Raw genomic sequence first — 24,762 nt, forward strand, 5'->3', positions numbered from 1 at the left:
CGGACTAAAAATTCCGATTCGTCTATTTAGATAATAACCGCTTCTTCAACGATTTCAACTAAACGGAAACGCTTAGTAGCAGAAAGCGGGCGAGTTTCCATGATTTTAACGATATCGCCAAGTTTCGCTTGGTTTTGCTCATCATGGGCTTTGTACTTTTTAGAATACTTAACACGTTTTCCGTACAAGGAATGAGTTTTGTAAGTTTCAACTAAAACTGTAATCGTTTTGTCCATTTTATCAGACACAACACGACCAGTATAAACTTTGCGTTGGTTACGTTCGCTCACTATGCAAACCTCCCCTCAATTTATCGATTAATTCCGATCTCTCTTTCACGAACTACAGTTTTCATACGAGCAATCGCTTTACGCACTTCACGGATGCGAGTTGGATTCTCTAATTGTCCTGTAGCAAGTTGGAAGCGAAGATTGAATAATTCTTCCTTTAAAGCTTTAACTTTTGTTTCGATTTCGGCAGTGGTTAGTTCACGAATATCATTAGTTTTCATTAGATTCACCACCATTTTCTTCACGTTTTACGAATTTACATTTCACAGGTAACTTGTGAGCTGCAAGACGTAATGCTTCGCGTGCTACCTCTTCAGATACACCCGCGATTTCAAACATAATTTTCCCAGGTTTTACTACTGCTACCCAGCCTTCTGGTGCCCCTTTACCGGAACCCATACGTACTTCTAGAGGTTTTGCAGTGTAAGGTTTAGAAGGGAAAATTTTAATCCATACTTTACCGCCACGTTTCATGTAACGAGTCATTGCACGACGAGCAGCTTCGATTTGACGGTTTGTAATCCATGAAGCAGCTTGTGCTTGTAAACCGAATTCACCGAAAGCAATTTCAGTTCCACCTTTTGCACGACCACGCATTTTACCACGATGCTCTCTACGATATTTTACGCGTTTTGGCATTAACATATTATTTTCCTCCTTCCTCAGAAGCTTTCTTTTTTGTAGGAAGGACTTCTCCACGGTAGATCCATACTTTTACGCCTAATTTACCGTATGTTGTATCAGCTTCAACTGCTGCATAGTCAATATCAGCGCGAAGTGTATGAAGTGGAACAGTTCCTTCACTGTAAGATTCTGCACGAGCGATATCAGCTCCGCCAAGACGACCAGAAACCTGTGTTTTAATACCTTTAGCACCTGCACGCATAGCACGTTGAATAACTTGCTTTTGTGCACGACGGAATGATACACGGTTTTCTAATTGACGAGCGATGTTTTCGCCTACTAATTTAGCGTTAAGATCAGCTCTCTTAACTTCTAAAATATTGATGTGTACACGCTTGCCTGTTAATTGGTTAAGAGCTTTACGAAGTGCTTCAACTTCTGTACCACCTTTACCAATTACCATACCAGGTTTTGCAGTGTGAATTGTAACATTTACACGATTTGCTGCACGTTCGATTTCTACTTTAGCAACAGCAGAATCTTTTAAGCGTACAGTAATGTACTCACGGATTTTGATGTCTTCATGTAATAATGTAGCGTAATCTTTCTCAGCGAACCAACGAGATTCCCAGTCACGGATAACACCGACACGAAGACCAATTGGATTAACCTTCTGACCCATCGATTATCCCTCCTTCTTTTCTGATACCACAACTGTGATGTGGCTTGTGCGTTTGTTAATTTGGCTTGCACGACCCATTGCACGTGGACGGAAACGTTTCAACGTTGGACCTTCGTCAACGAAAACTTTTTCAACAACTAAGTTGTTAATATCCATCTCATAATTGTGCTCTGCATTTGCGATTGCAGATTTTAAAACTTTTTCTACAACTGGAGAAGCAGTTTTTGGTGTGTGGTTAAGGATAGCAATCGCTTCACCCACTTGCTTACCTCGGATTAAGTCTACTACTAAACGAACTTTACGAGGAGCAATACGAACTGTTCTCGCTACTGCTTTAGCTTGCATTGAAGTGCCTCCTCTCATTATCTTCTAGTTTTCTTATCGTCAGCAAGGTGACCTTTATACGTACGAGTTGGTGCGAATTCACCTAACTTATGGCCAACCATATCCTCAGTGATGTACACAGGTACGTGTTTACGACCATCATATACAGCGATTGTGTGTCCGATGAACTGAGGGAAGATAGTTGAACGGCGAGACCAAGTTTTAACAACTTGTTTTTGCTCAGATGCAACTAATTTTTCCATTTTGCTCATTAAGTGATCATCGACAAATGGTCCTTTTTTTAAGCTACGAGCCATTTTGGTGCCTCCCTTCGTGATTGGCGTACGGTTCTTGAAGCGAACCGTACTACAATCCCATTATTTTTTACGACGACGAACGATAAATTTATCAGACGCTTTGTTTTTCTTACGAGTCTTGAATCCAAGAGTTGGTTTACCCCATGGAGACATTGGAGACTTACGTCCGATTGGAGAGCGTCCTTCACCACCACCGTGTGGGTGATCAACCGGGTTCATTACAGAACCACGAACTGTTGGGCGCTTACCTAACCAGCGAGAGCGACCTGCTTTACCGATTTTGATAAGTTCGTGTTGTTCGTTACCAACTTGACCGATTGAAGCGCGACAAGCAGATAATACAAGACGTACTTCACCAGAAGTTAAACGTACAAGTACGTATTTTCCTTCTTTACCAAGTACTTGAGCAGATGTACCAGCAGAACGAACTAATTGTCCGCCACGACCAGGCTTAAGCTCGATGTTATGAACAACAGTACCTACTGGAATGTTGATTAATGGTAATGCGTTACCAATTTTAATGTCAGCTTCAGGGCCAGACATAACTTCCATACCTACTTCTAAAGTTTTAGGAGCAAGAATGTAACGTTTTTCACCGTCAACGTAGTTAATTAATGCGATATTCGCAGAGCGGTTTGGATCGTATTCGATCGTAGCAACGCGTCCTGGAATTCCATCTTTGTTACGCTTAAAGTCGATGATACGGTATTGACGCTTATGTCCGCCACCTTGATGACGTACAGTAATTTTACCTTGGTTATTACGACCAGCCTTTTTGCTTAAAGGAGCAAGTAAAGACTTTTCCGGTCTGTCAGTCGTGATTTCAGCGAAATCATTCGTAGTCATGTTACGACGACCGTTAGTAGTTGGATTATACTTTTTAATTCCCATCTCAATTTCCCTCCTTCTTTAGTAAGAATTAAACGCCTTGGAAGATTTCGATTTCTTTGCTGTCAGCAGTTAGCTTAACGATTGCTTTACGACGACGGCTAGTAAAACCAGCGTGACGACCAACACGTTTTGCTTTCGGCTTGTAGTTCATGATGTTTACTTTGTCTACATTAACACCAAAGATCGCTTCGATAGCGTCTTTAACCTCTGTTTTATTAGATTTAACGTCCACGTCGAACGTGTATTTTTTTTCAGCCATCATTTCCATAGAACGTTCAGTGATAACTGGGCGCTTAATGATATCACGAGGATCTCTCATTATGCAAGCACCTCCTCTACTTTTTCCACTGCCGCTTTTGTCATGATTAGCTTATCATGATGAAGCACATCTAGCACGTTTACGCCATCAGCAGTGATTACTGTTACTCCAGGGATATTGCGAGCAGATAACTCTACAGATTCGTTTGCATCAGCAGTTACGATAAGAGCTTTCTTCTCAACAGTTAATCCTTTAAGTACTGCTACCATGTCTTTTGTTTTTGGTGCATTTAACACTAGGTCTTCAAGAACTACAATGTTGTTCTCAACTACTTTAGTAGCTAATGCAGATTTAATCGCTAAACGACGAACTTTCTTAGGAAGTTTGTACGCATAGCTTCTTGGTGTAGGTCCGAATACCGTACCACCACCACGCCATTGAGGAGAGCGGATAGAACCTTGACGAGCACGTCCAGTTCCTTTTTGACGCCATGGTTTACGACCACCACCGCGAACTTCAGAGCGAGTTTTTACTTTGTGTGTACCTTGACGTAAAGATGCACGTTGCATCATTACAGCTTCGAAAAGTACAGCTTCATTTGGTTCGATACCGAAAATAGCTTCAGCTAATTCGATTTCACCAACCTGTGAACCAGTTTGGTTATATACAGTAACTTTTGGCATTGGAATTCCTCCTTCCTATTGTGAATTATTTGCTAACCTTCACAGCGCCTTGAACAACTACAAGAGATTTCTTAGCACCTGGAACGTTACCTTTTACTAGTAATAAGTTGCGCTCAGTGTCAACTTGAACGATTTCTAAGTTTTGGATAGTAACTTGGTCTCCACCCATACGTCCAGCAAGTTTTTTACCTTTGAATACACGGTTCGGAGCAACTGGCCCCATAGAACCTGGACGACGGTGATAGCGAGAACCATGAGACATAGGTCCGCGAGATTGTCCGTGGCGTTTGATAACACCTTGGAAACCTTTACCTTTAGAAATTCCTGTTACGTCAACGATTTCACCTGCAGCGAAAACTTCAACTTTTACCTCTTGACCAACCTCTAATCCGTCCACGTCTGCATCGCGGATTTCGCGAATGAAGCGCTTAGGAGTTGTAGATGCTTTAGCAGTGTGGCCTTGTTCAGGTTTGTTAGTTAACTTTTCACGTTTGTCTTCAAATCCTAACTGAATTGCGTTGTAGCCATCAGTTTCAGTTGTTTTCTTTTGAAGAACAACGTTTGGATTAGCAGCGATTACCGTTACTGGGATTAACTCACCGTTCTCAGCAAATACTTGAGTCATACCGATCTTTCTTCCTAAGATTCCTTTGGTCATGAGTTACACCTCCTACATTTTTAAGTTATATAATTTATAGTTTGATTTCGATATCTACACCAGACGGTAAGTCTAAACGCATTAATGAATCTACTGTTTGTGGAGTAGGACTCACGATATCGATTAAACGTTTGTGTGTGCGCATTTCGAATTGCTCACGAGAATCTTTGTACTTATGAACAGCACGAAGAATTGTGTAAATAGTCTTCTCAGTTGGTAATGGGATCGGACCAGAAACTGTTGCCCCAGAACGCTTAGCTGTTTCTACAATTTTCTCAGCTGATTGATCAAGAATACGGTGATCATAAGCTTTTAAACGGATACGAATTTTTTCTTTTGCCATTATTTTCCCTCCTTCGTTCGCCTATTTCTAAAATAGACCTTCTCCATGGAAATTTCCCCACACCATGCCATGGCAAAGCGGCCGGGTGTGTCAGCAACCTTCCACTTCATCGCAGTCAAAGACCAACATTGTCTATTATACAATGTTATTCGTCTAGATGCAAGCATCTTTTTGTTTGCATCTGCTTTTCTCTACTTTTGCTATTATACATGGCACTTTAAAGAATTTCAAGTTTTCATCTGTTCTTATTCTACTTACAGTTTTTGGATGTTGGTTTTTGTTTTATATACTATAGAAGAAACTCGTTTTAAATTTAAAAGCATCATTTCTCCAAACAAAAAAACCAAGGGAAGATCCCTTGGTTTTTTTATATCAGTTAAGATTACTCAACGATAGTTGCAACTACACCGTAACCTACTGTACGTCCACCTTCACGAATAGAGAATTTAGTTCCCTCTTCGATAGCGATTGGAGCGATAAGTTCGATAGTCATTTCGATGTTGTCACCAGGCATTACCATTTCAGTACCTTCTGGTAATTGGATGATACCAGTTACGTCAGTTGTACGGAAGTAGAACTGAGGACGGTAGTTAGCGAAGAATGGAGTATGACGTCCACCTTCTTCTTTAGATAATACGAAAACTTCAGCTTTGAATTTAGCGTGAGCTTTTACAGAGCCAGTTTTAGCAAGAACTTGTCCACGTTGGATGTCTTCACGAGCAACCCCACGAAGAAGAGCACCGATGTTGTCTCCAGCTTGAGCTTGGTCAAGAAGTTTACGGAACATTTCTACACCAGTTACAGTTGTAGAAGCATTCTCTTCAGCAAGACCGATGATTTCTACTACGTCACCAACTTTAACGATTCCGCGCTCTACACGACCAGTTGCAACTGTACCACGACCTGTGATAGAGAATACATCCTCGATAGGCATTAAGAATGGTTTGTCAGTTTCACGTTCTGGAGTTGGGATGTAAGCATCAACTTCAGTCATTAATTCAATGATTTTTGCTTCCCAATCAGCTTCTCCTTGAAGAGCTTTAAGAGCAGAACCTTTGATTACAGGAATGTCGTCGCCTGGGAATCCGTATTCAGATAATAGGTCGCGAACTTCCATTTCTACTAATTCTAATAATTCTTCGTCGTCTACCATGTCGCATTTGTTTAAGAATACAACGATGTAAGGAACACCTACTTGACGAGAAAGAAGGATGTGCTCACGTGTTTGAGGCATTGGGCCATCAGCAGCAGATACTACTAAGATACCGCCGTCCATTTGAGCAGCACCAGTGATCATGTTTTTAACATAGTCAGCGTGACCTGGGCAGTCAACGTGTGCATAGTGACGAGTTTCAGTTTCGTACTCAACGTGTGCAGTTGAGATTGTGATTCCGCGCTCTCTTTCTTCTGGAGCAGCGTCGATTTGATCGTATCCGCGTGCTTCAGCACCACCAGCTTTTGCAAGAACTGTAGTGATCGCAGCAGTTAATGTAGTTTTACCATGGTCAACGTGGCCGATTGTACCGATGTTAACATGGGGTTTAGAACGTTCGAATTTAGCTTTAGCCATTCTAAATTCCTCCTTAGTTTATATAGGTTATTTTATATTTAGACTAGAAAGTGAAACTTACGTCCCACTTTCTAAGCTTACATAAGTAGTTATACTTGAACAATCGATAAAAATCAATTATTCACCTTTATTTTTTTTAATAATTTCTTCAGAAACAGACTTCGGTACTTCTTCATAATGATCAAATGTCATTGAGAATGTTCCGCGTCCTTGAGTGTTAGAACGTAATGCCGTTGCATAACCGAACATTTCAGAAAGTGGAACCATAGCGCGAACAACTTGTGCGTTACCGCGAGCTTCCATACCTTCTACACGTCCACGACGAGATGTTACGTCGCCCATAATGTCACCCATGTACTCTTCAGGAATTACAACTTCAACTTTCATCATTGGCTCAAGAATTACTGGGCTACATTTAGAAACCGCAGCTTTAAGTGCCATAGATGCAGCGATTTTGAACGCCATCTCAGATGAATCGACATCATGGTAAGAACCGTCAACTAACGCAGCTTTAATGTCAACTAGTGGATAACCAGCTAGTACACCATTTTTAAGTGAGTCTTCAAGACCCGCTCCAACAGCTGGGATGTATTCACGTGGAACTACACCACCGACGATTTTGTTTTGGAATTCAAAACCTTTACCTTCTTCATTAGGTTCAAACTCAATCCAAACGTGACCGAATTGTCCACGACCACCAGATTGACGAGCGAACTTACCTTCAACTTTCGCAGCAGCGCGGAAAGTCTCACGGTATGCTACCTGAGGAGCACCAACGTTTGCTTCCACTTTGAATTCACGACGCATACGGTCAACGATGATATCAAGGTGAAGTTCACCCATACCAGCGATGATTGTTTGGCCAGTTTCTTGGTCAGTGTGAGCACGGAATGTTGGATCTTCTTCAGAAAGCTTAGATAATGCTGTACCCATTTTATCTTGGTCAGCTTTAGATTTTGGTTCGATAGCTACAGAGATAACTGGCTCTGGGAATTCCATAGACTCAAGGATAACAAGACTCTTCTCATCACAAAGAGTATCACCAGTAGTAGTATCTTTTAAACCTACAGCAGCAGCGATATCACCAGCGTAAACTGTTGAAATCTCTTCACGGCTGTTAGCGTGCATTTGTAGGATACGACCTACACGCTCACGCTTACCTTTAGTTGAGTTTTTCACGTATGATCCAGAGTTTAACACACCAGAATACACACGGAAGAACGTTAACTTACCAACATAAGGGTCAGTCATGATTTTGAATGCTAAAGCTGCGAATGGTTCTTCATCGCTAGACTTACGTTCGATTTCTTCCTCTGTATCCGGAAGAGTACCTTTAATAGCTGGTACATCTAATGGAGATGGTAGGTAGTCGATAACTGCGTCTAACAGAATTTGAACACCTTTGTTTTTGAATGCAGAACCACAGATTACTGGGAAGAATTCTACAGAAGTTGTAGCCTTACGGATACCAGCTTTAAGCTCTTCTATAGTGATTTCTTCACCTTCTAGGTACTTCATCATCATTTCTTCATCAAGCTCAGCTACCGCTTCAATAAGTTTTCCACGGTATTCTGCAGCTAATTCTTTGTGCTCTTCAGGAATTTCGACACGCTCGATGTCTGTTCCTAAATCGTTACCGTACATGTAAGCACATTCTTCAACAAGGTCAATGATACCATTGAACTCGTCTTCAGCACCGATTGGTAACTGAATTGGATGTGCGTTTGCTTGTAAACGATCGTGGATTGTTCCTACAGAGTATAAGAAATCTGCACCAATCTTATCCATTTTGTTAACGAATACGATACGAGGTACACCGTAAGTAGTAGCCTGACGCCAAACAGTTTCTGTTTGTGGTTCTACACCAGATTGTGCATCAAGTACTGCTACCGCACCATCAAGTACGCGTAAAGAACGTTCTACTTCTACTGTGAAGTCTACGTGTCCTGGAGTGTCAATGATGTTTACACGGTGACCTTTCCATTGAGCTGTAGTTGCAGCAGAAGTAATTGTGATACCACGCTCTTGCTCTTGCTCCATCCAGTCCATCTGAGATGCACCTTCATGAGTTTCACCGATTTTATGAATACGTCCTGTGTAATACAGAATACGCTCAGTTGCTGTTGTTTTACCAGCATCGATGTGAGCCATGATACCAATATTACGAGTGTTTTCTAAAGAGAACTCTCTAGTCATTTGGTGTCTTGCTCCTTCCATATATGGATTGGATTATTTTATTTTAAGTAGCAAAAAAGCCACTTTATATTGTTACATATGCCAGTGTCTTGTACCCTCATTATGTAAAACGAGCGCCCAACGAAAGGGAGAGGCATTCTCCCTCTCCACACTTCCATAAGCGACAAATAAAGCGGTTTATGCTTACATTTATTTTACGTTGAATCCTACCAACGGTAATGAGCAAATGCTTTGTTAGCTTCTGCCATTTTATGAGTGTCTTCACGTTTCTTAACAGATGCACCAGCATTGTTAGCTGCATCTAAGATTTCGTAAGCTAGACGCTCTTCCATAGTTTTTTCACCACGAAGACGAGCATAGTTTACTAACCAGCGAAGACCTAAAGTTGTACGGCGTTCTGGACGAACCTCAACTGGAACTTGGTAGTTAGCACCACCAACACGACGAGCGCGTACTTCAAGAACAGGCATGATGTTCTTAAGAGCTTGCTCGAATACTTCCATTGGTTCTTTATCTGAACGTTCACGAACGATATCGAAAGCGTTATAAAGAATTGTTTGAGATTTACCTTTTTTACCGTCAACCATCATTTTGTTGATTAGGCGTGTTACTAGTTTCGAATTGTACATTGGATCTGGTAACACGTCACGTTTCGCAACAGGTCCTTTACGAGGCATATTGAGTTCCTCCTTTCATTATAAGTTTATTATTTTTTAGCAGGTTTTGGTCGCTTAGTACCATATTTAGAACGTCCTTGCATACGTTTGTCAACACCAGCTGTATCAAGCGCTCCACGAACGATGTGGTAACGTACCCCTGGTAAATCCTTTACTCGACCACCGCGAATTAATACTACGCTATGCTCTTGTAGGTTATGACCGATACCTGGGATGTAAGCTGTAACTTCAATACCGTTTGTTAAACGTACACGAGCGTATTTACGTAACGCTGAGTTAGGTTTCTTTGGAGTCATTGTACCAACACGAGTACATACACCACGTTTTTGAGGTGCAGAGATATCAGTTGATTTTTTCTTTAAAGAGTTAAAACCTTTGTTTAACGCAGGTGATTTAGATTTCCATACTTTATCAGTACGACCATTTCTCACTAATTGGTTAATAGTAGGCATTTGATTATCCTCCCTTCGCATGTTTGTATGACCACATATCCAGGTGGTTCATTATTAGTTGAAAACAAAGTTTTTGCAAGGAAGAGCAAATGCTCTCTCCTCACAAAAACAGTTTTAACTTATTATTCCTATTGCTGAAGCTCCTACTTGAATCCCCGAAACTTTTCCAAGCTTACGAACTGATTCAACTTTTGTTATGGGTATGTTATGTTGCAAAGCAGTGCGAATGATAACATGGGTTAACCGCACATCAGCATCTTCCGCAATAACAACTTCTTTAACTATACCGTTTTTGATTGCTTCCAATGTTCGTTTATGACCAACGACTACATTTTCAGCATTTGACACTTTTTGATAAGACATATAAATATCCTCCAAAGCATCGTTCAGGAGCAACCTTGATTATAGTAACATTTTGACTCATACAATGTCAACTAGGATTAGATGTTTTTATACAAAATTTACGACGGAAAATTTTACTGTTCCACATAAATCTCATCGTTTTCTACATTCATGTCATCTTGTGTTGTTTTTACAAGGTCCACTTTGCGATAACGATTCATACCTGTTCCAGCAGGAACAAGTTTACCGATAATAACGTTCTCTTTCAATCCTAGAAGCTCATCACGTTTACCTTTAATTGCTGCATCAGTTAAGACACGAGTTGTTTCTTGGAATGATGCTGCAGATAAGAATGAATCAGTTTCAAGTGAAGCTTTTGTAATACCAAGTAAAACAGGTCTAGCTGTCGCTGGTTGTTTACCTTGTAGTAACACCTTCGCATTCGCATCAGTAAACTGATGGATATCTAGTAATGTTCCTGGTAATACATCTGTTTCACCCGCATCACTTACACGAACTTTACGTAGCATTTGACGTACCATTACTTCTACGTGTTTGTCGCCAATTTCTACCCCTTGCATACGGTATACTTTTTGAACTTCACGTAATAGGTATTCTTGAACTGCCGTAATGTCCGTTACTTTTAGTAATTCTTTCGGATCAATAGAACCTTCTGTTAACTCTTTACCGTGGCTAATTGGCTGTCCTGGAGTTACTTTCAGACGAGCACCGTAAGGAATAGCATACGTACGAGCTTCAACTTCACCCTGTACAACTACTTCTTGACGATCTTTAACATCGTTGATCGCTGCGATAACACCGTCGATTTCACTGATAACTGCCTGACCTTTCGGATTACGAGCTTCAAAGATCTCTTGGATACGAGGTAAACCTTGTGTGATATCATCTCCGGCAACCCCACCTGTATGGAACGTACGCATCGTTAACTGTGTACCTGGCTCACCGATAGATTGAGCTGCGATAATACCTACCGCTTCTCCTACTTCTACGTCTGTACCAGTTGCTAAGTTACGACCGTAACACTTCTTACATACACCATGGCGAGTATTACACGTAAACGCTGAACGAATGTTTACAGTTTCAACACCCGAATTTTCAACGATATGAGCGATATCTTCAGTAATTAATTGATTTTCAGCAACTAATACTTCACCTGTTTCAGGATGTTTTACAGTTTTTCTTGCAAAACGTCCAACAAGACGATCATATAATGACTCAATTACTTCATTACCCTCTTTAATCGCACCGATTAGTAAACCACGATCTGTTCCACAATCATCTTCACGAACAATTACATCTTGTGCAACGTCTACAAGACGACGTGTTAAGTAACCAGAATCGGCAGTCTTAAGTGCTGTATCGGCAAGACCTTTACGAGCACCATGCGTAGAGATGAAGTACTCAAGTACTGTTAAACCTTCACGGAAACTTGATTTGATCGGAAGTTCAATGATACGACCAGATGGATTGGCCATCAGACCACGCATACCAGCAAGCTGAGTGAAGTTAGATGCGTTACCACGGGCACCGGAATCACTCATCATGAAGATTGGGTTGCGTTTATTCAAGGACTTCATCAGTTTTCCTTGGATAACATCTTTTGCATTACTCCAAATAGAGATAACGCGATCGTAACGTTCTTCTTCCGTGATTAAACCGCGACGGAATTGTTTAATTACATTATCTACTTTTGCTTGTGCTTCGTGGAGAATTTCATCTTTTTCACCTAATACAAGAATGTCAGATACCCCAACTGTAATACCAGCTTTTGTAGAGTACATAAATCCTAGGTTCTTCATACGGTCAAGCATGCGAGACGTCTCTGTAATTTTGAAACGCTTGAATACTTCCGCAATGATGTTACCAAGGATCTTCTTGCTAAATGGTGCCACTTCTTCGCGACTAGCAATAATTTCTTTAATGTTCGCACCTTTTTCAACGAAATATTCCGCTGGTGTTTCTTTTTCAAGGTTTGAATTTGTTGGTTCATTAATATAAGGGAACGACTCTGGTAAGATCTCGTTAAAAATTAATTTACCAACTGTTGTTAATAGAAGCTTACTCTTCTGCTCTTCAGTAAATGTTACATTATTTACTGAACTTGCAGCAACTGCAACACGTGTGTGCAGATGTACATATCCATTTTGGTATGCAAGTATTGCTTCGTTTGCATCTTTGAAGACCATACCTTCACCGATTGCACCTTCACGCTCAAGTGTTAAGTAGTAGTTACCTAATACCATATCCTGAGATGGAGTAACAACTGGTTTTCCGTCTTTTGGATTCAAGATGTTTTGTGCCGCTAACATAAGAATACGAGCTTCTGCTTGTGCTTCTGATGATAACGGAACGTGAACCGCCATTTGGTCACCATCAAAGTCCGCATTGTATGCAGTACATACAAGTGGGTGAAGACGGATTGCACGACCTTCTACTAATGTAGGTTCAAACGCCTGGATACCAAGACGGTGAAGTGTTGGTGCGCGGTTTAGAAGTACTGGATGTTCTTTGATCACAGATTCTAAAACGTCCCAAACTTCAGGTTGTACACGCTCGATTTTACGTTTCGCACTCTTAATGTTGTGTGCTAACCCTTTTTCCACTAACTCTTTCATAACGAAAGGTTTGAACAGTTCAAGTGCCATTTCTTTCGGTAATCCACATTGGTACATCTTTAAGTTCGGTCCTACAACGATTACAGAACGACCAGAGTAGTCAACACGTTTACCTAGTAAGTTTTGACGGAAACGTCCTTGTTTACCTTTAAGCATGTGAGATAGTGATTTTAATGGACGGTTACCTGGTCCAGTAACTGGACGGCCACGGCGACCATTATCGATTAATGCGTCTACAGCTTCTTGTAACATACGTTTTTCGTTTTGAACGATGATGCTTGGTGCACCTAAGTCCAATAGACGTTTTAAACGGTTGTTACGGTTAATTACACGACGGTATAAGTCGTTTAAATCAGAAGTAGCAAAACGTCCACCATCCAACTGTACCATTGGGCGTAGTTCTGGTGGGATAACTGGAAGAACATCTAGGATCATCCAAGATGGGTGATTTCCAGAGTTACGGAATGCTTCTAATACTTCTAGACGTTTAATAGCACGAGTACGTCGTTGTCCTTGTGCTGTTTTTAATTCTTCCTTTAAGAAGTCTACTTCTTTATCTAAATCGATGTCTTGTAATAGCTTTTTAATCGCTTCTGCACCCATAGCAGCCTGGAATGTGCTGCCATATCGATCACGATATGCACGGTATTCTTTTTCAGAAAGTAATTGCTTCTTATCAAGTGGTGTATCTCCACTTTCTGTTACAACATAAGAAGCGAAATAAATTACTTCTTCAAGCGCGCGAGGGGACATGTCTAAGACAAGTCCCATGCGGCTCGGGATACCTTTGAAATACCAAATATGAGATACAGGAGCAGCTAATTCGATATGACCCATACGTTCACGACGAACTTTTGCACGCGTTACTTCAACGCCACATCGATCACAAACTACACCTTTATAACGTACACGTTTATATTTTCCGCAATGACATTCCCAGTCCTTTTGTGGTCCGAAAATACGCTCACAGAACAAGCCGTCTTTTTCAGGCTTTAACGTACGATAATTAATCGTTTCTGGTTTCTTAACTTCACCGTATGACCAAGAACGAATCTTGTCAGGTGAAGCAAGTCCAATCTTCATATATTCAAAGTTATTTACATCTATCAAGGGGCCTACCTCCCTTTTAGTCTACAGGTTATCCCAATTATTCCTTAGTTGTCTCAACTTCGACATTCAATTTATCTGCTGATTGATGATCATCGTCATCTTCCGTATCACGCATTTCAATTTCTGTGTCGTCGCTAGACATCATTTTAACGTCCATACCTAAACTTTGCAGTTCTTTAATCAATACTTTGAATGATTCTGGAACGCCTGGCTCTGGAACATTTTCGCCTTTAACAATTGCTTCATACGTCTTAACACGTCCAATAACATCATCAGACTTCACTGTTAAGATTTCTTGAAGAGTATAAGCAGCACCGTAAGCTTCAAGTGCCCAAACCTCCATCTCACCGAAACGCTGTCCACCGAACTGAGCTTTACCTCCAAGAGGTTGCTGCGTTACAAGTGAGTATGGTCCAGTAGAACGAGCATGAAGTTTATCGTCAACCATGTGCGCAAGTTTGATCATATACATGACACCAACAGATACGCGGTTATCGAATGGTTCACCAGTACGTCCGTCATACAGGATTGTTTTCGCGTCATTTGCCATACCAGCTTCTTCAATTGTGCCCCATACATCTTCCTCACGAGCACCATCGAATACTGGTGTTGCAATGTGAATACCAAGATATCTTGCTGCCATACCAAGATGAAGCTCTAATACCTGACCGATATTCATACGAGATGGTACCCCTAATGGGTTTAACATGATATCGATTGGCGTACCGTCTGGTAAGTAAGGCATATCTTCTTCTGGTAAAATACGAGAGATAACACCTTTGTTACCGTGACGTCCGGCCATCTTGTCACCTTCAGAAATTTTACGTTTTTGAACGATATATGCACGTACAAGTTGATTCACGCCTGGTGGCAATTCATCGCCATCTTCACGGTTGAATACTTTTACGTCTAAGATAATACCGCCACCACCGTGTGGTACACGTAGTGATGTATCACGTACTTCACGCGCTTTTTCACCGAAGATTGCATGTAATAGACGTTCTTCTGCCGTTAATTCTGTTACACCTTTTGGTGTTACTTTACCAACAAGTAGGTCTCCATCTTTTACTTCAGCACCGACGCGAATAATACCGCGCTCGTCAAGGTTACGAAGTGCATCTTCTCCAACGTTCGGAATATCACGTGTAATTTCTTCTGGTCCAAGCTTCGTATCACGAGCTTCTGACTCATATTCTTCAATATGAATAGAAGTGTACACATCATCTTTTACAAGGCGCTCACTCATGATGATCGCATCCTCGTAGTTATAACCGTCCCATGTCATGAAGCCAACAAGCACGTTACGTCCAAGTGCTAATTCGCCTAGTTCCATAGAAGGACCATCCGCAAGGATTTCACCTTTTACAACTTCATTTCCAACACTTACGATTGGACGTTGGTTGTAACAAGTTCCTTGGTTAGAACGAATGAATTTCTGCATTTTGTAGCGATCTAAATCGCCTTTTACTGTTTGACCGTCAACTTCTACATAGCGACGTACCCAAATTTCACGTGCTTCTACGCGCTCAACAACACCAGGGTATTTACAGATTACTGCAGCACCTGAGTCTTTTGCTGATACGTACTCCATACCTGTACCTACAATCGGAGATTCCGGATTCATTAACGGAACCGCCTGACGTTGCATGTTCGCTCCCATAAGTGCGCGGTTAGAGTCATCGTTTTCTAAGAACGGAATACAAGCTGTCGCTGCCGACACTACTTGTTTTGGAGATACATCCATGTAGTCGATGCGCTCTTTATTTGTGACAATGTTTTCACCACGGAAACGAGCTACGATATCTTCATCAAGGAATTCTCCTTCTTCAGATAATTTCATATTCGCTTGGGCTACAACATAATTATCTTCTTCATCTGCTGTTAAATAATCAACATGCCCTGTTACGAGACCAGTTTCTGGGTCAACACGACGGTATGGTGTTTCGATGAAACCAAACTCATTTACTTTCGCGAACGAAGATAATGAGTTAATCAAACCGATGTTTGGTCCCTCTGGTGTTTCAATTGGACACATACGACCATAGTGAGAGTAGTGAACGTCACGTACTTCAAAGCCTGCGCGCTCACGCGTTAAACCACCGGGTCCTAATGCAGATAGTCTTCGTTTGTGAGTTAACTCTGCTAATGGGTTTGTTTGGTCCATGAACTGAGATAACTGAGAACTTCCGAAGAACTCTTTAATAGATGCAATAACAGGACGAATATTGATTAATGCCTGTGGTGTAATTGCATTTGTATCTTGAATCGACATTCTCTCACGAACAACACGTTCCATACGAGAAAGACCGATACGGAATTGGTTTTGTAATAGTTCTCCTACTGAACGCAGACGACGGTTTCCTAAGTGGTCAATATCATCTGTATCCCCTACTTTGTATAGTAAGTTGAAGAAGTAACTAATAGAAGCCAGAATATCACCTGGTGTGATGTGTTTTACATCGCGAGTAATATTTGCATTCCCAATTACGTTGATAGAACGTTCGCCTTCTGATTCTGGAGCATAAATCTTAATAGATTGCAGCTCAACATCGCCTTCTACCACTCCACCCATTGGTTTCGCTGTTTTGAATCCAATGTTTTTCTCTAAGTAAGGTAAAATGCGATCCAGTGTACGACGATCTAAGATTGTTCCTTCTGCCGCTAAAATTTCACCAGTTTCTGGATCCACTAATGTTTCAGCTAAACGTTGGTTAAACAATCTGTTTTTAATGTGTAGCTTTTTGTTGATCTTATAGCGACCTACATTTGCTAAATCATAGCGCTTTGGATCAAAGAAACGAGACACAAGTAAGCTCTTTGCATTTTCTACTGTTGGTGGTTCACCAGGACGTAGACGCTCATAAATTTCAAGCAATGCTTTTTCTGTGCTATCTGTGTTGTCTTTTTCTAACGTATTGCTTAAGTATTCGTTATCACCTAAAAGCTCGGTGATTTCTTGATCAGAGCCAAACCCTAATGCGCGTAACAAAACAGTTACAGGAAGTTTACGCGTACGGTCAATACGCACATATACAACATCCTTAGCATCTGTTTCATACTCTAACCAAGCTCCGCGGTTTGGAATTACAGTAGCAGTAAAACCACGTTTTCCGTTTTTATCCACTTTGCCACTATAGTATACGCTTGGAGAGCGAACTAACTGGGAAACGATAACACGTTCTGCACCGTTAATTACGAATGTTCCAGTCTCTGTCATGAGTGGGAAATCTCCCATGAACACATCTTGTTCTTTTACTTCACCAGTTTCCTTGTTGATTAGACGCACTTTTACACGAAGTGGTGCTGCATACGTCACATCACGCTCTTTGCATTCGTCTACAGAGTATTTAGGTTCACCTAAGCTGTAGTCGATAAATTCAAGCGATAGATTTCCCGTAAAGTCTTCGATCGGAGAAATGTCCTGGAACATTTCTCGCAAACCCTCATCAAGAAACCACTGATAAGAAGAGGTTTGAATTTCGATAAGATTTGGTAACTCTAATACTTCACTAATACGGGCATAACTTCTTCGTTGGCGGTGGCGTCCGTATTGAACTAGTTGACCTGTCAACTGCTTCACCCCTCAAATCATGAGTATTATAAATGCACAAAAAAATTTGTGCAAAATCACAAATAAATACAACTACTGCTATTAGCGTAGTTTTTTCTCTTAAAGATAGATACGTTGAGTCTTTCTACCTGCTCAAAAAAGAAAAATGGCTTCTTTAAGAAAACCATCATTCTGTTTCATAATCTGCTGATTTTACTATCTTTTCCAAGAGAAACAAAAATATACATCTTTCTCAACGCAGAAAATCATATATTGGCATTGTATAATGTTAACATAGCCAAAAATAACCGTCAACGCTTTTTTGATTTTATGATATAATATCCTTTTTTCTTTTCTACAACTTCAACTTCAGAAAATACTTCTTCTAGTTTCTTCAGCGCAGATGGTGCACCTTGTTTCTTTTGAATAACAATCCACAATTCTCCACCTGAAACCAAATACTCCACAGCCTTTTCTAAAATCTCGTGCACGACATCTTTACCAGCACGAATTGGAGGGTTAGATAGAATAGCAGCATACTTGCCATCTACATTTTCATAGACGCTACTTTGGAAAATACGTATATTCTCGATTCTGTTATTAGCGGCGTTTTCTTTCGCAAGCCCAAGCGCCCTTTCATTCACATCCACCATGTGAACGTCACGACCTTGAAACTCTTTCGCTAACGATAAACCAATAGGACCGTATCCGCAACCTACGTCTAATATATCACCTTTAATATCCGGCATTTGAAACGCTTCAATTAAAAGACGAGAACCAAAGTCCACTTCGTTTTTCGAGAACACCCCATGGTCAGATAAAAAAGTAAATCGAGATTCACGAAGTGTAAATTCCCATCGTTTACGATCACTTTTACTAGAAGGGTCGTTAGAAAAATAATGGTCTGCCATATGGCCACCTCTTTTCTTTACAGTTAAAAAAAAAGCTCGCATGAGAGCGAGCTTTTTTAAAGCATCAAAAGTTAATTACTTAACTTCTACAGCAGCGCCAACTTCTTCAAGTTTAGCTTTCATTTCTTCAGCTTCCTCTTTAGAAACGCCTTCTTTGATTGCTTTTGGAGTGTTGTCAACTAATTCTTTAGCTTCTTTTAAGCCAAGACCAGTGATTTCACGTACAGCTTTGATAACTTTGATTTTTTGAGCGCCAGCACTTGCAAGTACTACGTCAAATTCAGTTTTCTCAGCAGCAGCTTCACCAGCGCCACCAGCTACAGCTACAGGAGCAGCAGCAGTTACGCCGAATTCTTCCTCGATAGCTTTTACTAAGTCGTTAAGTTCTAATACAGTCATAGATTTAACTGCTTCAATGATTTGTTCTTTAGTCATTGTAAATATCCTCCCTTAAATAGGTTTGTATTGTTTTATAGATAACAAGTAATTATCTTTTAAAAAATTAAGCGCCTTGCTCTTCCTTTTGCTCTGCAACTGCTTTAGTAGCAAGTGCAAGGTTACGGATTGGAGCTTGAAGAACGCTAAGAAGCATAGAAAGTAAGCCTTCACGTGATGGAAGAGTAGCGATAGCTTTAACCTCATCAAGTGTTACAAGTTTACCTTCGATTACGCCCGCTTTAATTTCTAAAGCTTCATGTTTTGTAGCGAAGTCGTTTAATACTTTCGCAGGAGCAACTACATCCTCGTTACTGAACGCGATTGCGTTTGGTCCTGTTAAGAATTCGTTTAACTCAGCCATTTCAGCAGACTCTGCAGCACGACGAGTTAAAGAGTTTTTGTAAACTTTGAACTCAACGCCAGCCTCACGTAAGTTTTTACGTAATTCTGTTACTTCAGAAACTGTTAAACCACGGTAGTCAACAACGATTGTAGATTTACTCTCACGAAGTTTTTCAGCGATTTCAGTTACAACTTGTTGTTTAGTTTCGATTACTTTGCTCATGTTATTACACCTCCTGTAGATTATATAGAAGATGTACCGAAAGTGCACTAAAAACCTCCATGCCCAACTTGTAGACATGGAGGCATATAGTCACAGAAAAAAGATTCCGCTTCGTATATTAACACCTAGGTAGGAAATTAAGTCGAATGACACCTACTGTCTACGGTACACTATTTAAATTCACAACATAAATAATTATATTAAAACTTCTTTATGAAGTCAACTTCCAATTTTTACGCAAGTGTAGAAACGTCTACGCGTACGCCAGGTCCCATTGTAGAAGCAACAGTTGCATTCTTCATGTAAGTACCTTTTGCAGCAGCTGGCTTAGCTTTTTGTAGCGTGTCAGCAATTGTTTTGAAGTTTTCTACTAATTTAGCATCTTCGAAAGATACTTTACCGATTGGAACGTGGATGTTACCAGCTTTATCAACGCGGTATTCAACTTTACCAGCTTTGATTTCGTTAACAGCTTTAGTTACATCGAAAGTAACTGTTCCAGTTTTAGGGTTTGGCATTAAACCTTTAGGTCCTAATACGCGACCAAGTTTACCAACTTCACCCATCATGTCAGGAGTTGCTACTACTACATCGAAATCGAACCAACCTTGTTGGATTTTACCGATGTAATCAGCATCGCCTACGAATTCAGCGCCAGCAGCTTCAGCTTCTTTTGCTTTTTCGCCTTTAGCGAATACTAATACACGTTGTACTTTACCAGTACCGTGTGGAAGAACAACTGCGCCACGAATTTGTTGGTCAGCTTTCTTAGGGTCAACACCTAAACGGAATGCAGCTTCTACAGTCGCATCAAATTTAGCTGTGTTTGTTTTCTTTACTAATTCTACTGCTTCTGTTGCAGAGTAAGCAGCTGCACGATCAACAAGCTTCGCAGCTTCTACGTACTTTTTACCTCTTTTAGCCATTTTTATTTCCTCCTCGAATGTGGTTTTAGCGGAATAACCTCCCACGTTTACGCCTTTTTTTCAGGGCTCACCTGAGGATGCGCGCCATCCTTTTATTTAAAAAACGATAATCATTTACGATAATAAAGGTTGCGAATTGGAATTCCAGACCCGCAACCTTTTTTTAAAAACAAATCGAATTAGTCTTCGATAACGATGCCCATACTGCGTGCAGTACCTTCAACCATACGCATTGCAGCTTCTACACTAGCAGCGTTTAGGTCAGGCATTTTAGTTTCAGCGATTTCGCGTACTTTATCACGCTTAACAGTTGCCACTTTATTACGGTTTGGTTCACCAGAACCAGACTCAATACCAGCTACTTTCTTAAGAAGAACAGCAGCAGGAGGAGTTTTAGTAATGAAAGTGAATGAACGGTCCTCAAATACCGTAATTTCAACAGGGATGATAAGACCAGCTTGATCTGCTGTACGAGCGTTGAACTCTTTACAGAAGCCCATGATGTTAACACCTGCTTGTCCTAATGCTGGACCAACTGGTGGAGCTGGGTTAGCTTTACCTGCAGGAATTTGAAGCTTTACCATTTTAATTACCTTTTTAGCCACGAGACACACCTCCTTAAGTCCGTGATGTGGTCAATTGGACAGTGATTTGCCCTCCCACGTCATATTTTATCTGTAACGATAAAATCTTTCAAAAAACGTCTCCGATAACGAAGACGTACTGACTTAAAAGATATTATCACTTTTTACAATTCATTTCAAGTTTCATTTTATAATTTTTCAATTTGATGGAAGTCAAGTTCAACTGGAGTCTCGCGACCAAACATGTCTACAAGTACACTAACTTTCTTCTTCTCCACATCAATTTCTTCAATAGCACCTGTATAATCTGCGAATGGACCCTCATTTACACGTACTGTCTCATGAAGTTCAAAGTCGAAATCAACCACTTCGTTGTCCATTCCCATATGTTTCATAATGGAAACAACTTCCTCTTCTAATAGAGGAGATGGTTTAGATCCAGAACCCGAAGAACCAACAAAGCCTGTTACACCCGGTGTATTACGAACAACATACCAAGAGTCATCAGTCATGATTAGTTCCACTAACACGTAACCTGGGAACACTTTTCTTTTCATTAATTTTTCTTTACCATTTTTCATTTCTACTTCTACTTCTTCCGGGACAACAACACGGAAAATTTTATCTTGCATACCCATCGATTCTACACGTTTCTCTAGGTTTGCTTTTACTTTATTTTCATATCCAGAATAAGTATGGACAACATACCAACTTTTTTCCATTCATTTAGGACGAGCGTCCTTCCCTCCCTGACGTACATTTTTTTGCGCAAATGAAAAAACCCGTTCACCGGGCTTTTACACAGTTCTTATAAATAACATTATATCATGGATAAGTGCTTCTTATTCAAGAATTAACCAAGAATTAACCGAATTAAAGAAGAAATGCCCATATCAACTACTGCGAAGAAAATCGCAAAGAACACAACTGTAGCGATAACAGTCGCTGTTGAGCGGAGTAATTCATCTTTTTTAGGCCAACTTACTTTTTTCATTTCGCGACCTACATCGCCGAAAAAGTTCGTTAAACGCATCTACGGGACCTCCAGTGTATTATTTCAATTATTTATTTTGTTTCCTTGTGAACTGTATGCTTATTGCATGTTTTACAAAACTTCTTTATCTCAAGTCGCTCTACTGAGCTCGTATCTTTCATCGTAGAGTAGTTTCGATTTTTACACTCTTCACATGAGAGTACAACTTTTTTTCTCATTAGTTACACCAGCCTTGTAACGTTATGTCCCTAAAAATGTATCATACAACAAAAGACAATGTCAATGTCATGACTCGTACTCTCTTTACAAAAAGAAAACAGGTGAATTAATTTACACCTGCGGTACTTTCTATGAATTTAAATTTGTACTCTCTCTCATTTCCATATATCGTTCCAACTTCCTTTTCACACGCTGCAATGCATTATCAATGGATTTCACATGTCTGTTTAACTGTTCTGAAATTTCTTGATAGGAACGACCATCTAAGTATAAAGAGAGTACTTTTCTTTCTAAATCGCTTAATAATTCAGATATTTTAGATTCTATGTCGCTATATTCTTCCTGACTTATAATCATTTCTTCAGGATCAGTTACTTTCGCTTCCGAAATAACATCTAACAGTGTTCGATCAGATTCCTCATCGTAAATTGGCTTATCTAAAGACACATACGAATTTAATGGAATATGTTTTTGCCTTGTTGCTGTTTTAATAGCGGTAATAATTTGTCGAGTGATACACAGTTCAGCAAATGCTTTGAATGAAGACAGCTTGTCCTCTTTATAATCACGAATAGCTTTAAACAATCCAATCATACCTTCTTGAACAATATCTTCTCGATCGGCACCCACTAAAAAATAAGATCTTGATTTCGCGCGAACAAAGTTCTTATATTTGTGAATTAAATATTCTAGAGCGTCAGTATTACCTTTTCGAACTAACTCAACAATTGCCTCATCCTCTAAATCACGAAATGTAACGTCGCCTACACTTACGAAGCCTGCTTCCACCTTGATCCCTCCGACCGCTATTGATTTAGCAATATTATACAGTAAAAAGATAAAGAGCGTCAATGCTTCAACGCTCTCCTCTTCTTAATTTTTCTAACTTTTCTGTAACATCTTTACTAAATATCTTTCGCATGGCTGGTTGCTTTTCTTTCGTGTCTTTCGTACGTCTTCTTACTTGTTGCTCCATCGCTTGTACTTCTAACTCTAATTCACGCGCAGATTTCCGAAGGGCACCTTGCGCAAATATAACCCATTGTTCCGTATAATCAGAAGTCGCAACATATATTTGTGTATTAATATTTCTAAGCTCGATTGCAAGTTTCTCTATCTTTTCGTCCGCAGTTTGATTCTTACGCGTGAATATTACTTCCACCCGCGATTGTTTCATCTTTTTTTCAATACCATGCACTGTATAGGCATCAAAGACTATCATTACTTTCGTTCCTGTATAACCTTGATAATCCGCCATCTTATCAATAAGCGCGTCTCTTGATGATTGCAAATCTACATCCCGTAGTTCCTTCAAGTCTCCCCAAGCCCCGATAATGTTGTAGCCGTCAACGATTAAAATATCGTTCATTTTTTATTTACCAATTTCGTGACGTTTACGATATACCTCATACATTAACAAACTTGCGGCTACTGAAGCATTTAAGGATGTAACTTTACCTACCATTGGTAAAGTAATTAGGAAATCACATTTTTCACCAATAATACGACTCATACCTTTTCCTTCACTACCGATTACTAATCCGATTGGCATTTTACCATCTAAATTGCGGTAATCTGTTTTCCCTTTGGCATCTGTACCAGCAATCCAAAGTCCACGTTCTTTTAATTCATCAATTGTACGAGATAGATTTGTTACACGCGCAACCGGAATATATTCAATTGCCCCAGTCGACGCTTTCGCAACTGACGCTGTAAGTCCTACCGCTCTTCTTTTCGGAATAATAATTCCATGAGCTCCCGTCGCATCAGCTGTACGCATAATAGAACCTAGATTATGTGGATCTTCAATTTCATCTAAAATTAAGAAGAACGGATCTTCATTACGTTTTTCTGCTACTTTAAATAAATCTTCTAGCTCGGCATATTGATATGCAGCTACTTGAGCAATTACACCTTGATGATTTCCCTCAACTAATTGATCTAATTTCTTCTTTGGTGCGTGTTGCAAAATAACCTTATTTTCTTTCGCTAATGCCAGTACAATCTGTACTTGCCCTTTGGCAGCACCTTCTGCGATCCAAATTTTATTAATATCTCTCCCTGACCGTAACGCTTCAATTACAGGGTTACGTCCGATAATATATTCACTACTCATGATGATGTGCTCCCTTCCTTTTCTTCTAAAACAGCAATTGCCTTATATACAATTTCGTCTAATCTTTCACGATTATTTAATAAGTGATGATAACCGATTAAAGCTTCCAAAGCTGTACTATATCGGTATGTTTGTACATCCGTATTCTTCGGAACAGTACCCGAATTCGCATTTCGCCCTCTTCTTAGTACTGCCTCTTCTTCCTCTGTCAAAAATGCCGTCTCTAATAAATGATAAACAACTTTCGCCTGTGCTTTTGCCGAAACAAAGCTCGTCCCTAAGCGATGTAATTGATTAGGGCGAACTGTTCCTTTTTGAAGAAGGTGATAGCGGATATATTGTTCATATACCGCATCACCCATATATGCTAACGCTAAGCTGTTCAATTGCTTTGCATCAATCATT

30 protein-coding genes and 1 other annotated feature are annotated in these 24,762 nt (G+C 40.2%); all 30 genes read right to left on the minus strand.

Translation table 11 applies throughout. The features are described 5' to 3' along the window. Positions 1–26: 26 nt before the first annotated feature. A complete protein-coding gene (gene rpsQ / locus ACP6L7_RS27725) occupies positions 27–290 on the minus strand; it encodes a 30S ribosomal protein S17 (protein ID WP_000004106.1) in 264 nt (87 codons plus the stop codon). 20 nt (positions 291–310) lie between these two features. Beyond that, positions 311–511 (minus strand): 50S ribosomal protein L29, encoded by a 201-nt coding sequence (rpmC, locus tag ACP6L7_RS27730; protein ID WP_000855718.1) that lies wholly within the window; start codon positions 509–511, stop codon positions 311–313. Further along, positions 501–935 (minus strand): 50S ribosomal protein L16, encoded by a 435-nt coding sequence (gene rplP, locus ACP6L7_RS27735; RefSeq protein ID WP_000928969.1) that lies wholly within the window; start codon positions 933–935, stop codon positions 501–503. The genes rpmC and rplP overlap by 11 nt, the downstream gene beginning before the upstream one ends. Before the next feature lies 1 nt (position 936). Further along, the gene (gene rpsC / locus ACP6L7_RS27740) at positions 937–1,596 is read right to left on the minus strand and encodes a 30S ribosomal protein S3 (RefSeq protein WP_000529958.1); all 660 of its coding nucleotides are present in this window, start codon (positions 1,594–1,596) and stop codon (positions 937–939) included. A 3-nt stretch (positions 1,597–1,599) separates the two neighbouring features. Then, complete coding sequence (rplV, locus tag ACP6L7_RS27745; RefSeq protein ID WP_001148024.1) at positions 1,600–1,941, minus strand: 50S ribosomal protein L22; 342 nt, start codon at positions 1,939–1,941, stop codon at positions 1,600–1,602. Between the two features lie 17 nt (positions 1,942–1,958). After that, entirely contained in the window at positions 1,959–2,237 is a 279-nt protein-coding gene (gene rpsS, locus ACP6L7_RS27750) for a 30S ribosomal protein S19 (protein WP_000124454.1), read from the minus strand. A 60-nt stretch (positions 2,238–2,297) separates the two neighbouring features. Next, complete coding sequence (gene rplB, locus ACP6L7_RS27755; RefSeq protein ID WP_000511584.1) at positions 2,298–3,128, minus strand: 50S ribosomal protein L2; 831 nt, start codon at positions 3,126–3,128, stop codon at positions 2,298–2,300. A 28-nt stretch (positions 3,129–3,156) separates the two neighbouring features. Next, positions 3,157–3,447 (minus strand): 50S ribosomal protein L23, encoded by a 291-nt coding sequence (gene rplW, locus ACP6L7_RS27760; RefSeq protein WP_001205557.1) that lies wholly within the window; start codon positions 3,445–3,447, stop codon positions 3,157–3,159. Then, entirely contained in the window at positions 3,447–4,070 is a 624-nt protein-coding gene (rplD, locus tag ACP6L7_RS27765) for a 50S ribosomal protein L4 (RefSeq protein WP_001127261.1), read from the minus strand. Before rplD ends, rplW begins: the two co-directional genes overlap by 1 nt. A gap of 25 nt (positions 4,071–4,095) precedes the next feature. Then, positions 4,096–4,728 (minus strand): 50S ribosomal protein L3, encoded by a 633-nt coding sequence (gene rplC / locus ACP6L7_RS27770; protein WP_000160209.1) that lies wholly within the window; start codon positions 4,726–4,728, stop codon positions 4,096–4,098. A 34-nt stretch (positions 4,729–4,762) separates the two neighbouring features. After that, on the minus strand, positions 4,763–5,071 hold the full coding sequence (rpsJ, locus tag ACP6L7_RS27775; RefSeq protein ID WP_001040595.1) for a 30S ribosomal protein S10: 309 nt from the start codon (positions 5,069–5,071) through the stop codon (positions 4,763–4,765). 382 nt (positions 5,072–5,453) lie between these two features. Further along, positions 5,454–6,641: an elongation factor Tu gene (gene tuf / locus ACP6L7_RS27780; RefSeq protein WP_001029617.1), complete on the minus strand. Its 1,188-nt coding sequence runs from the start codon at positions 6,639–6,641 to the stop codon at positions 5,454–5,456. Positions 6,642–6,758: 117 nt separating this feature from the next. Beyond that, complete coding sequence (gene fusA / locus ACP6L7_RS27785; RefSeq protein ID WP_000196380.1) at positions 6,759–8,837, minus strand: elongation factor G; 2,079 nt, start codon at positions 8,835–8,837, stop codon at positions 6,759–6,761. Between the two features lie 206 nt (positions 8,838–9,043). After that, complete coding sequence (gene rpsG, locus ACP6L7_RS27790) at positions 9,044–9,514, minus strand: 30S ribosomal protein S7 (RefSeq protein ID WP_001137492.1); 471 nt, start codon at positions 9,512–9,514, stop codon at positions 9,044–9,046. Between the two features lie 29 nt (positions 9,515–9,543). After that, a complete protein-coding gene (rpsL, locus tag ACP6L7_RS27795; protein WP_001142341.1) occupies positions 9,544–9,966 on the minus strand; it encodes a 30S ribosomal protein S12 in 423 nt (140 codons plus the stop codon). A 114-nt stretch (positions 9,967–10,080) separates the two neighbouring features. After that, entirely contained in the window at positions 10,081–10,329 is a 249-nt protein-coding gene (locus ACP6L7_RS27800) for a 50S ribosomal protein L7ae-like protein (protein WP_000121833.1), read from the minus strand. A 113-nt stretch (positions 10,330–10,442) separates the two neighbouring features. Continuing rightward, positions 10,443–14,054 (minus strand): DNA-directed RNA polymerase subunit beta', encoded by a 3,612-nt coding sequence (gene rpoC, locus ACP6L7_RS27805; protein WP_097833009.1) that lies wholly within the window; start codon positions 14,052–14,054, stop codon positions 10,443–10,445. 37 nt (positions 14,055–14,091) lie between these two features. Next, positions 14,092–17,625, minus strand: a complete 3,534-nt coding sequence (gene rpoB / locus ACP6L7_RS27810) for a DNA-directed RNA polymerase subunit beta (protein ID WP_097833010.1) — start codon at positions 17,623–17,625, stop codon at positions 14,092–14,094. 290 nt (positions 17,626–17,915) lie between these two features. Continuing rightward, the gene (locus ACP6L7_RS27815; protein ID WP_071747342.1) at positions 17,916–18,515 is read right to left on the minus strand and encodes a class I SAM-dependent methyltransferase; all 600 of its coding nucleotides are present in this window, start codon (positions 18,513–18,515) and stop codon (positions 17,916–17,918) included. Positions 18,516–18,590: 75 nt separating this feature from the next. Continuing rightward, on the minus strand, positions 18,591–18,950 hold the full coding sequence (gene rplL, locus ACP6L7_RS27820; RefSeq protein ID WP_000159737.1) for a 50S ribosomal protein L7/L12: 360 nt from the start codon (positions 18,948–18,950) through the stop codon (positions 18,591–18,593). Positions 18,951–19,017: 67 nt separating this feature from the next. Beyond that, the gene (gene rplJ / locus ACP6L7_RS27825; protein WP_000048724.1) at positions 19,018–19,518 is read right to left on the minus strand and encodes a 50S ribosomal protein L10; all 501 of its coding nucleotides are present in this window, start codon (positions 19,516–19,518) and stop codon (positions 19,018–19,020) included. Between the two features lie 39 nt (positions 19,519–19,557). Beyond that, positions 19,558–19,702: a sequence feature (ribosomal protein L10 leader region), on the minus strand. Positions 19,703–19,751: 49 nt separating this feature from the next. Then, positions 19,752–20,444 (minus strand): 50S ribosomal protein L1, encoded by a 693-nt coding sequence (rplA, locus tag ACP6L7_RS27830; RefSeq protein ID WP_002074134.1) that lies wholly within the window; start codon positions 20,442–20,444, stop codon positions 19,752–19,754. A 179-nt stretch (positions 20,445–20,623) separates the two neighbouring features. Continuing rightward, positions 20,624–21,049 carry a 50S ribosomal protein L11 gene (gene rplK, locus ACP6L7_RS27835; RefSeq protein ID WP_001085872.1) on the minus strand — a complete coding sequence of 142 codons (426 nt, stop codon included), beginning with the start codon at positions 21,047–21,049 and terminating at the stop codon, positions 20,624–20,626. A 167-nt stretch (positions 21,050–21,216) separates the two neighbouring features. Then, entirely contained in the window at positions 21,217–21,750 is a 534-nt protein-coding gene (gene nusG, locus ACP6L7_RS27840; protein WP_097833011.1) for a transcription termination/antitermination protein NusG, read from the minus strand. Between the two features lie 131 nt (positions 21,751–21,881). Beyond that, on the minus strand, positions 21,882–22,061 hold the full coding sequence (gene secE, locus ACP6L7_RS27845) for a preprotein translocase subunit SecE (protein ID WP_001241321.1): 180 nt from the start codon (positions 22,059–22,061) through the stop codon (positions 21,882–21,884). A gap of 32 nt (positions 22,062–22,093) precedes the next feature. After that, positions 22,094–22,240 (minus strand): 50S ribosomal protein L33, encoded by a 147-nt coding sequence (gene rpmG, locus ACP6L7_RS27850; RefSeq protein WP_012260172.1) that lies wholly within the window; start codon positions 22,238–22,240, stop codon positions 22,094–22,096. A gap of 130 nt (positions 22,241–22,370) precedes the next feature. Further along, positions 22,371–23,030, minus strand: coding sequence for an RNA polymerase factor sigma-70 (locus tag ACP6L7_RS27855; protein ID WP_097833012.1), 660 nt, complete (start codon positions 23,028–23,030; stop codon positions 22,371–22,373). 67 nt (positions 23,031–23,097) lie between these two features. Then, positions 23,098–23,610, minus strand: a complete 513-nt coding sequence (locus ACP6L7_RS27860) for an NYN domain-containing protein (protein ID WP_097833013.1) — start codon at positions 23,608–23,610, stop codon at positions 23,098–23,100. Positions 23,611–23,613: 3 nt separating this feature from the next. Beyond that, positions 23,614–24,357 (minus strand): 23S rRNA (guanosine(2251)-2'-O)-methyltransferase RlmB, encoded by a 744-nt coding sequence (gene rlmB / locus ACP6L7_RS27865; RefSeq protein ID WP_000093762.1) that lies wholly within the window; start codon positions 24,355–24,357, stop codon positions 23,614–23,616. Further along, positions 24,354–24,761 carry a Mini-ribonuclease 3 gene (locus tag ACP6L7_RS27870; protein ID WP_000564269.1) on the minus strand — a complete coding sequence of 136 codons (408 nt, stop codon included), beginning with the start codon at positions 24,759–24,761 and terminating at the stop codon, positions 24,354–24,356. Before ACP6L7_RS27870 ends, rlmB begins: the two co-directional genes overlap by 4 nt. Between the last annotated feature and the right edge of the window lies 1 nt (position 24,762).

Origin of the sequence: Bacillus silvicola (genome assembly GCF_050524305.1) — a bacterium.
GTDB lineage: Bacteria > Bacillota > Bacilli > Bacillales > Bacillaceae_G > Bacillus_A > Bacillus_A cereus_AT.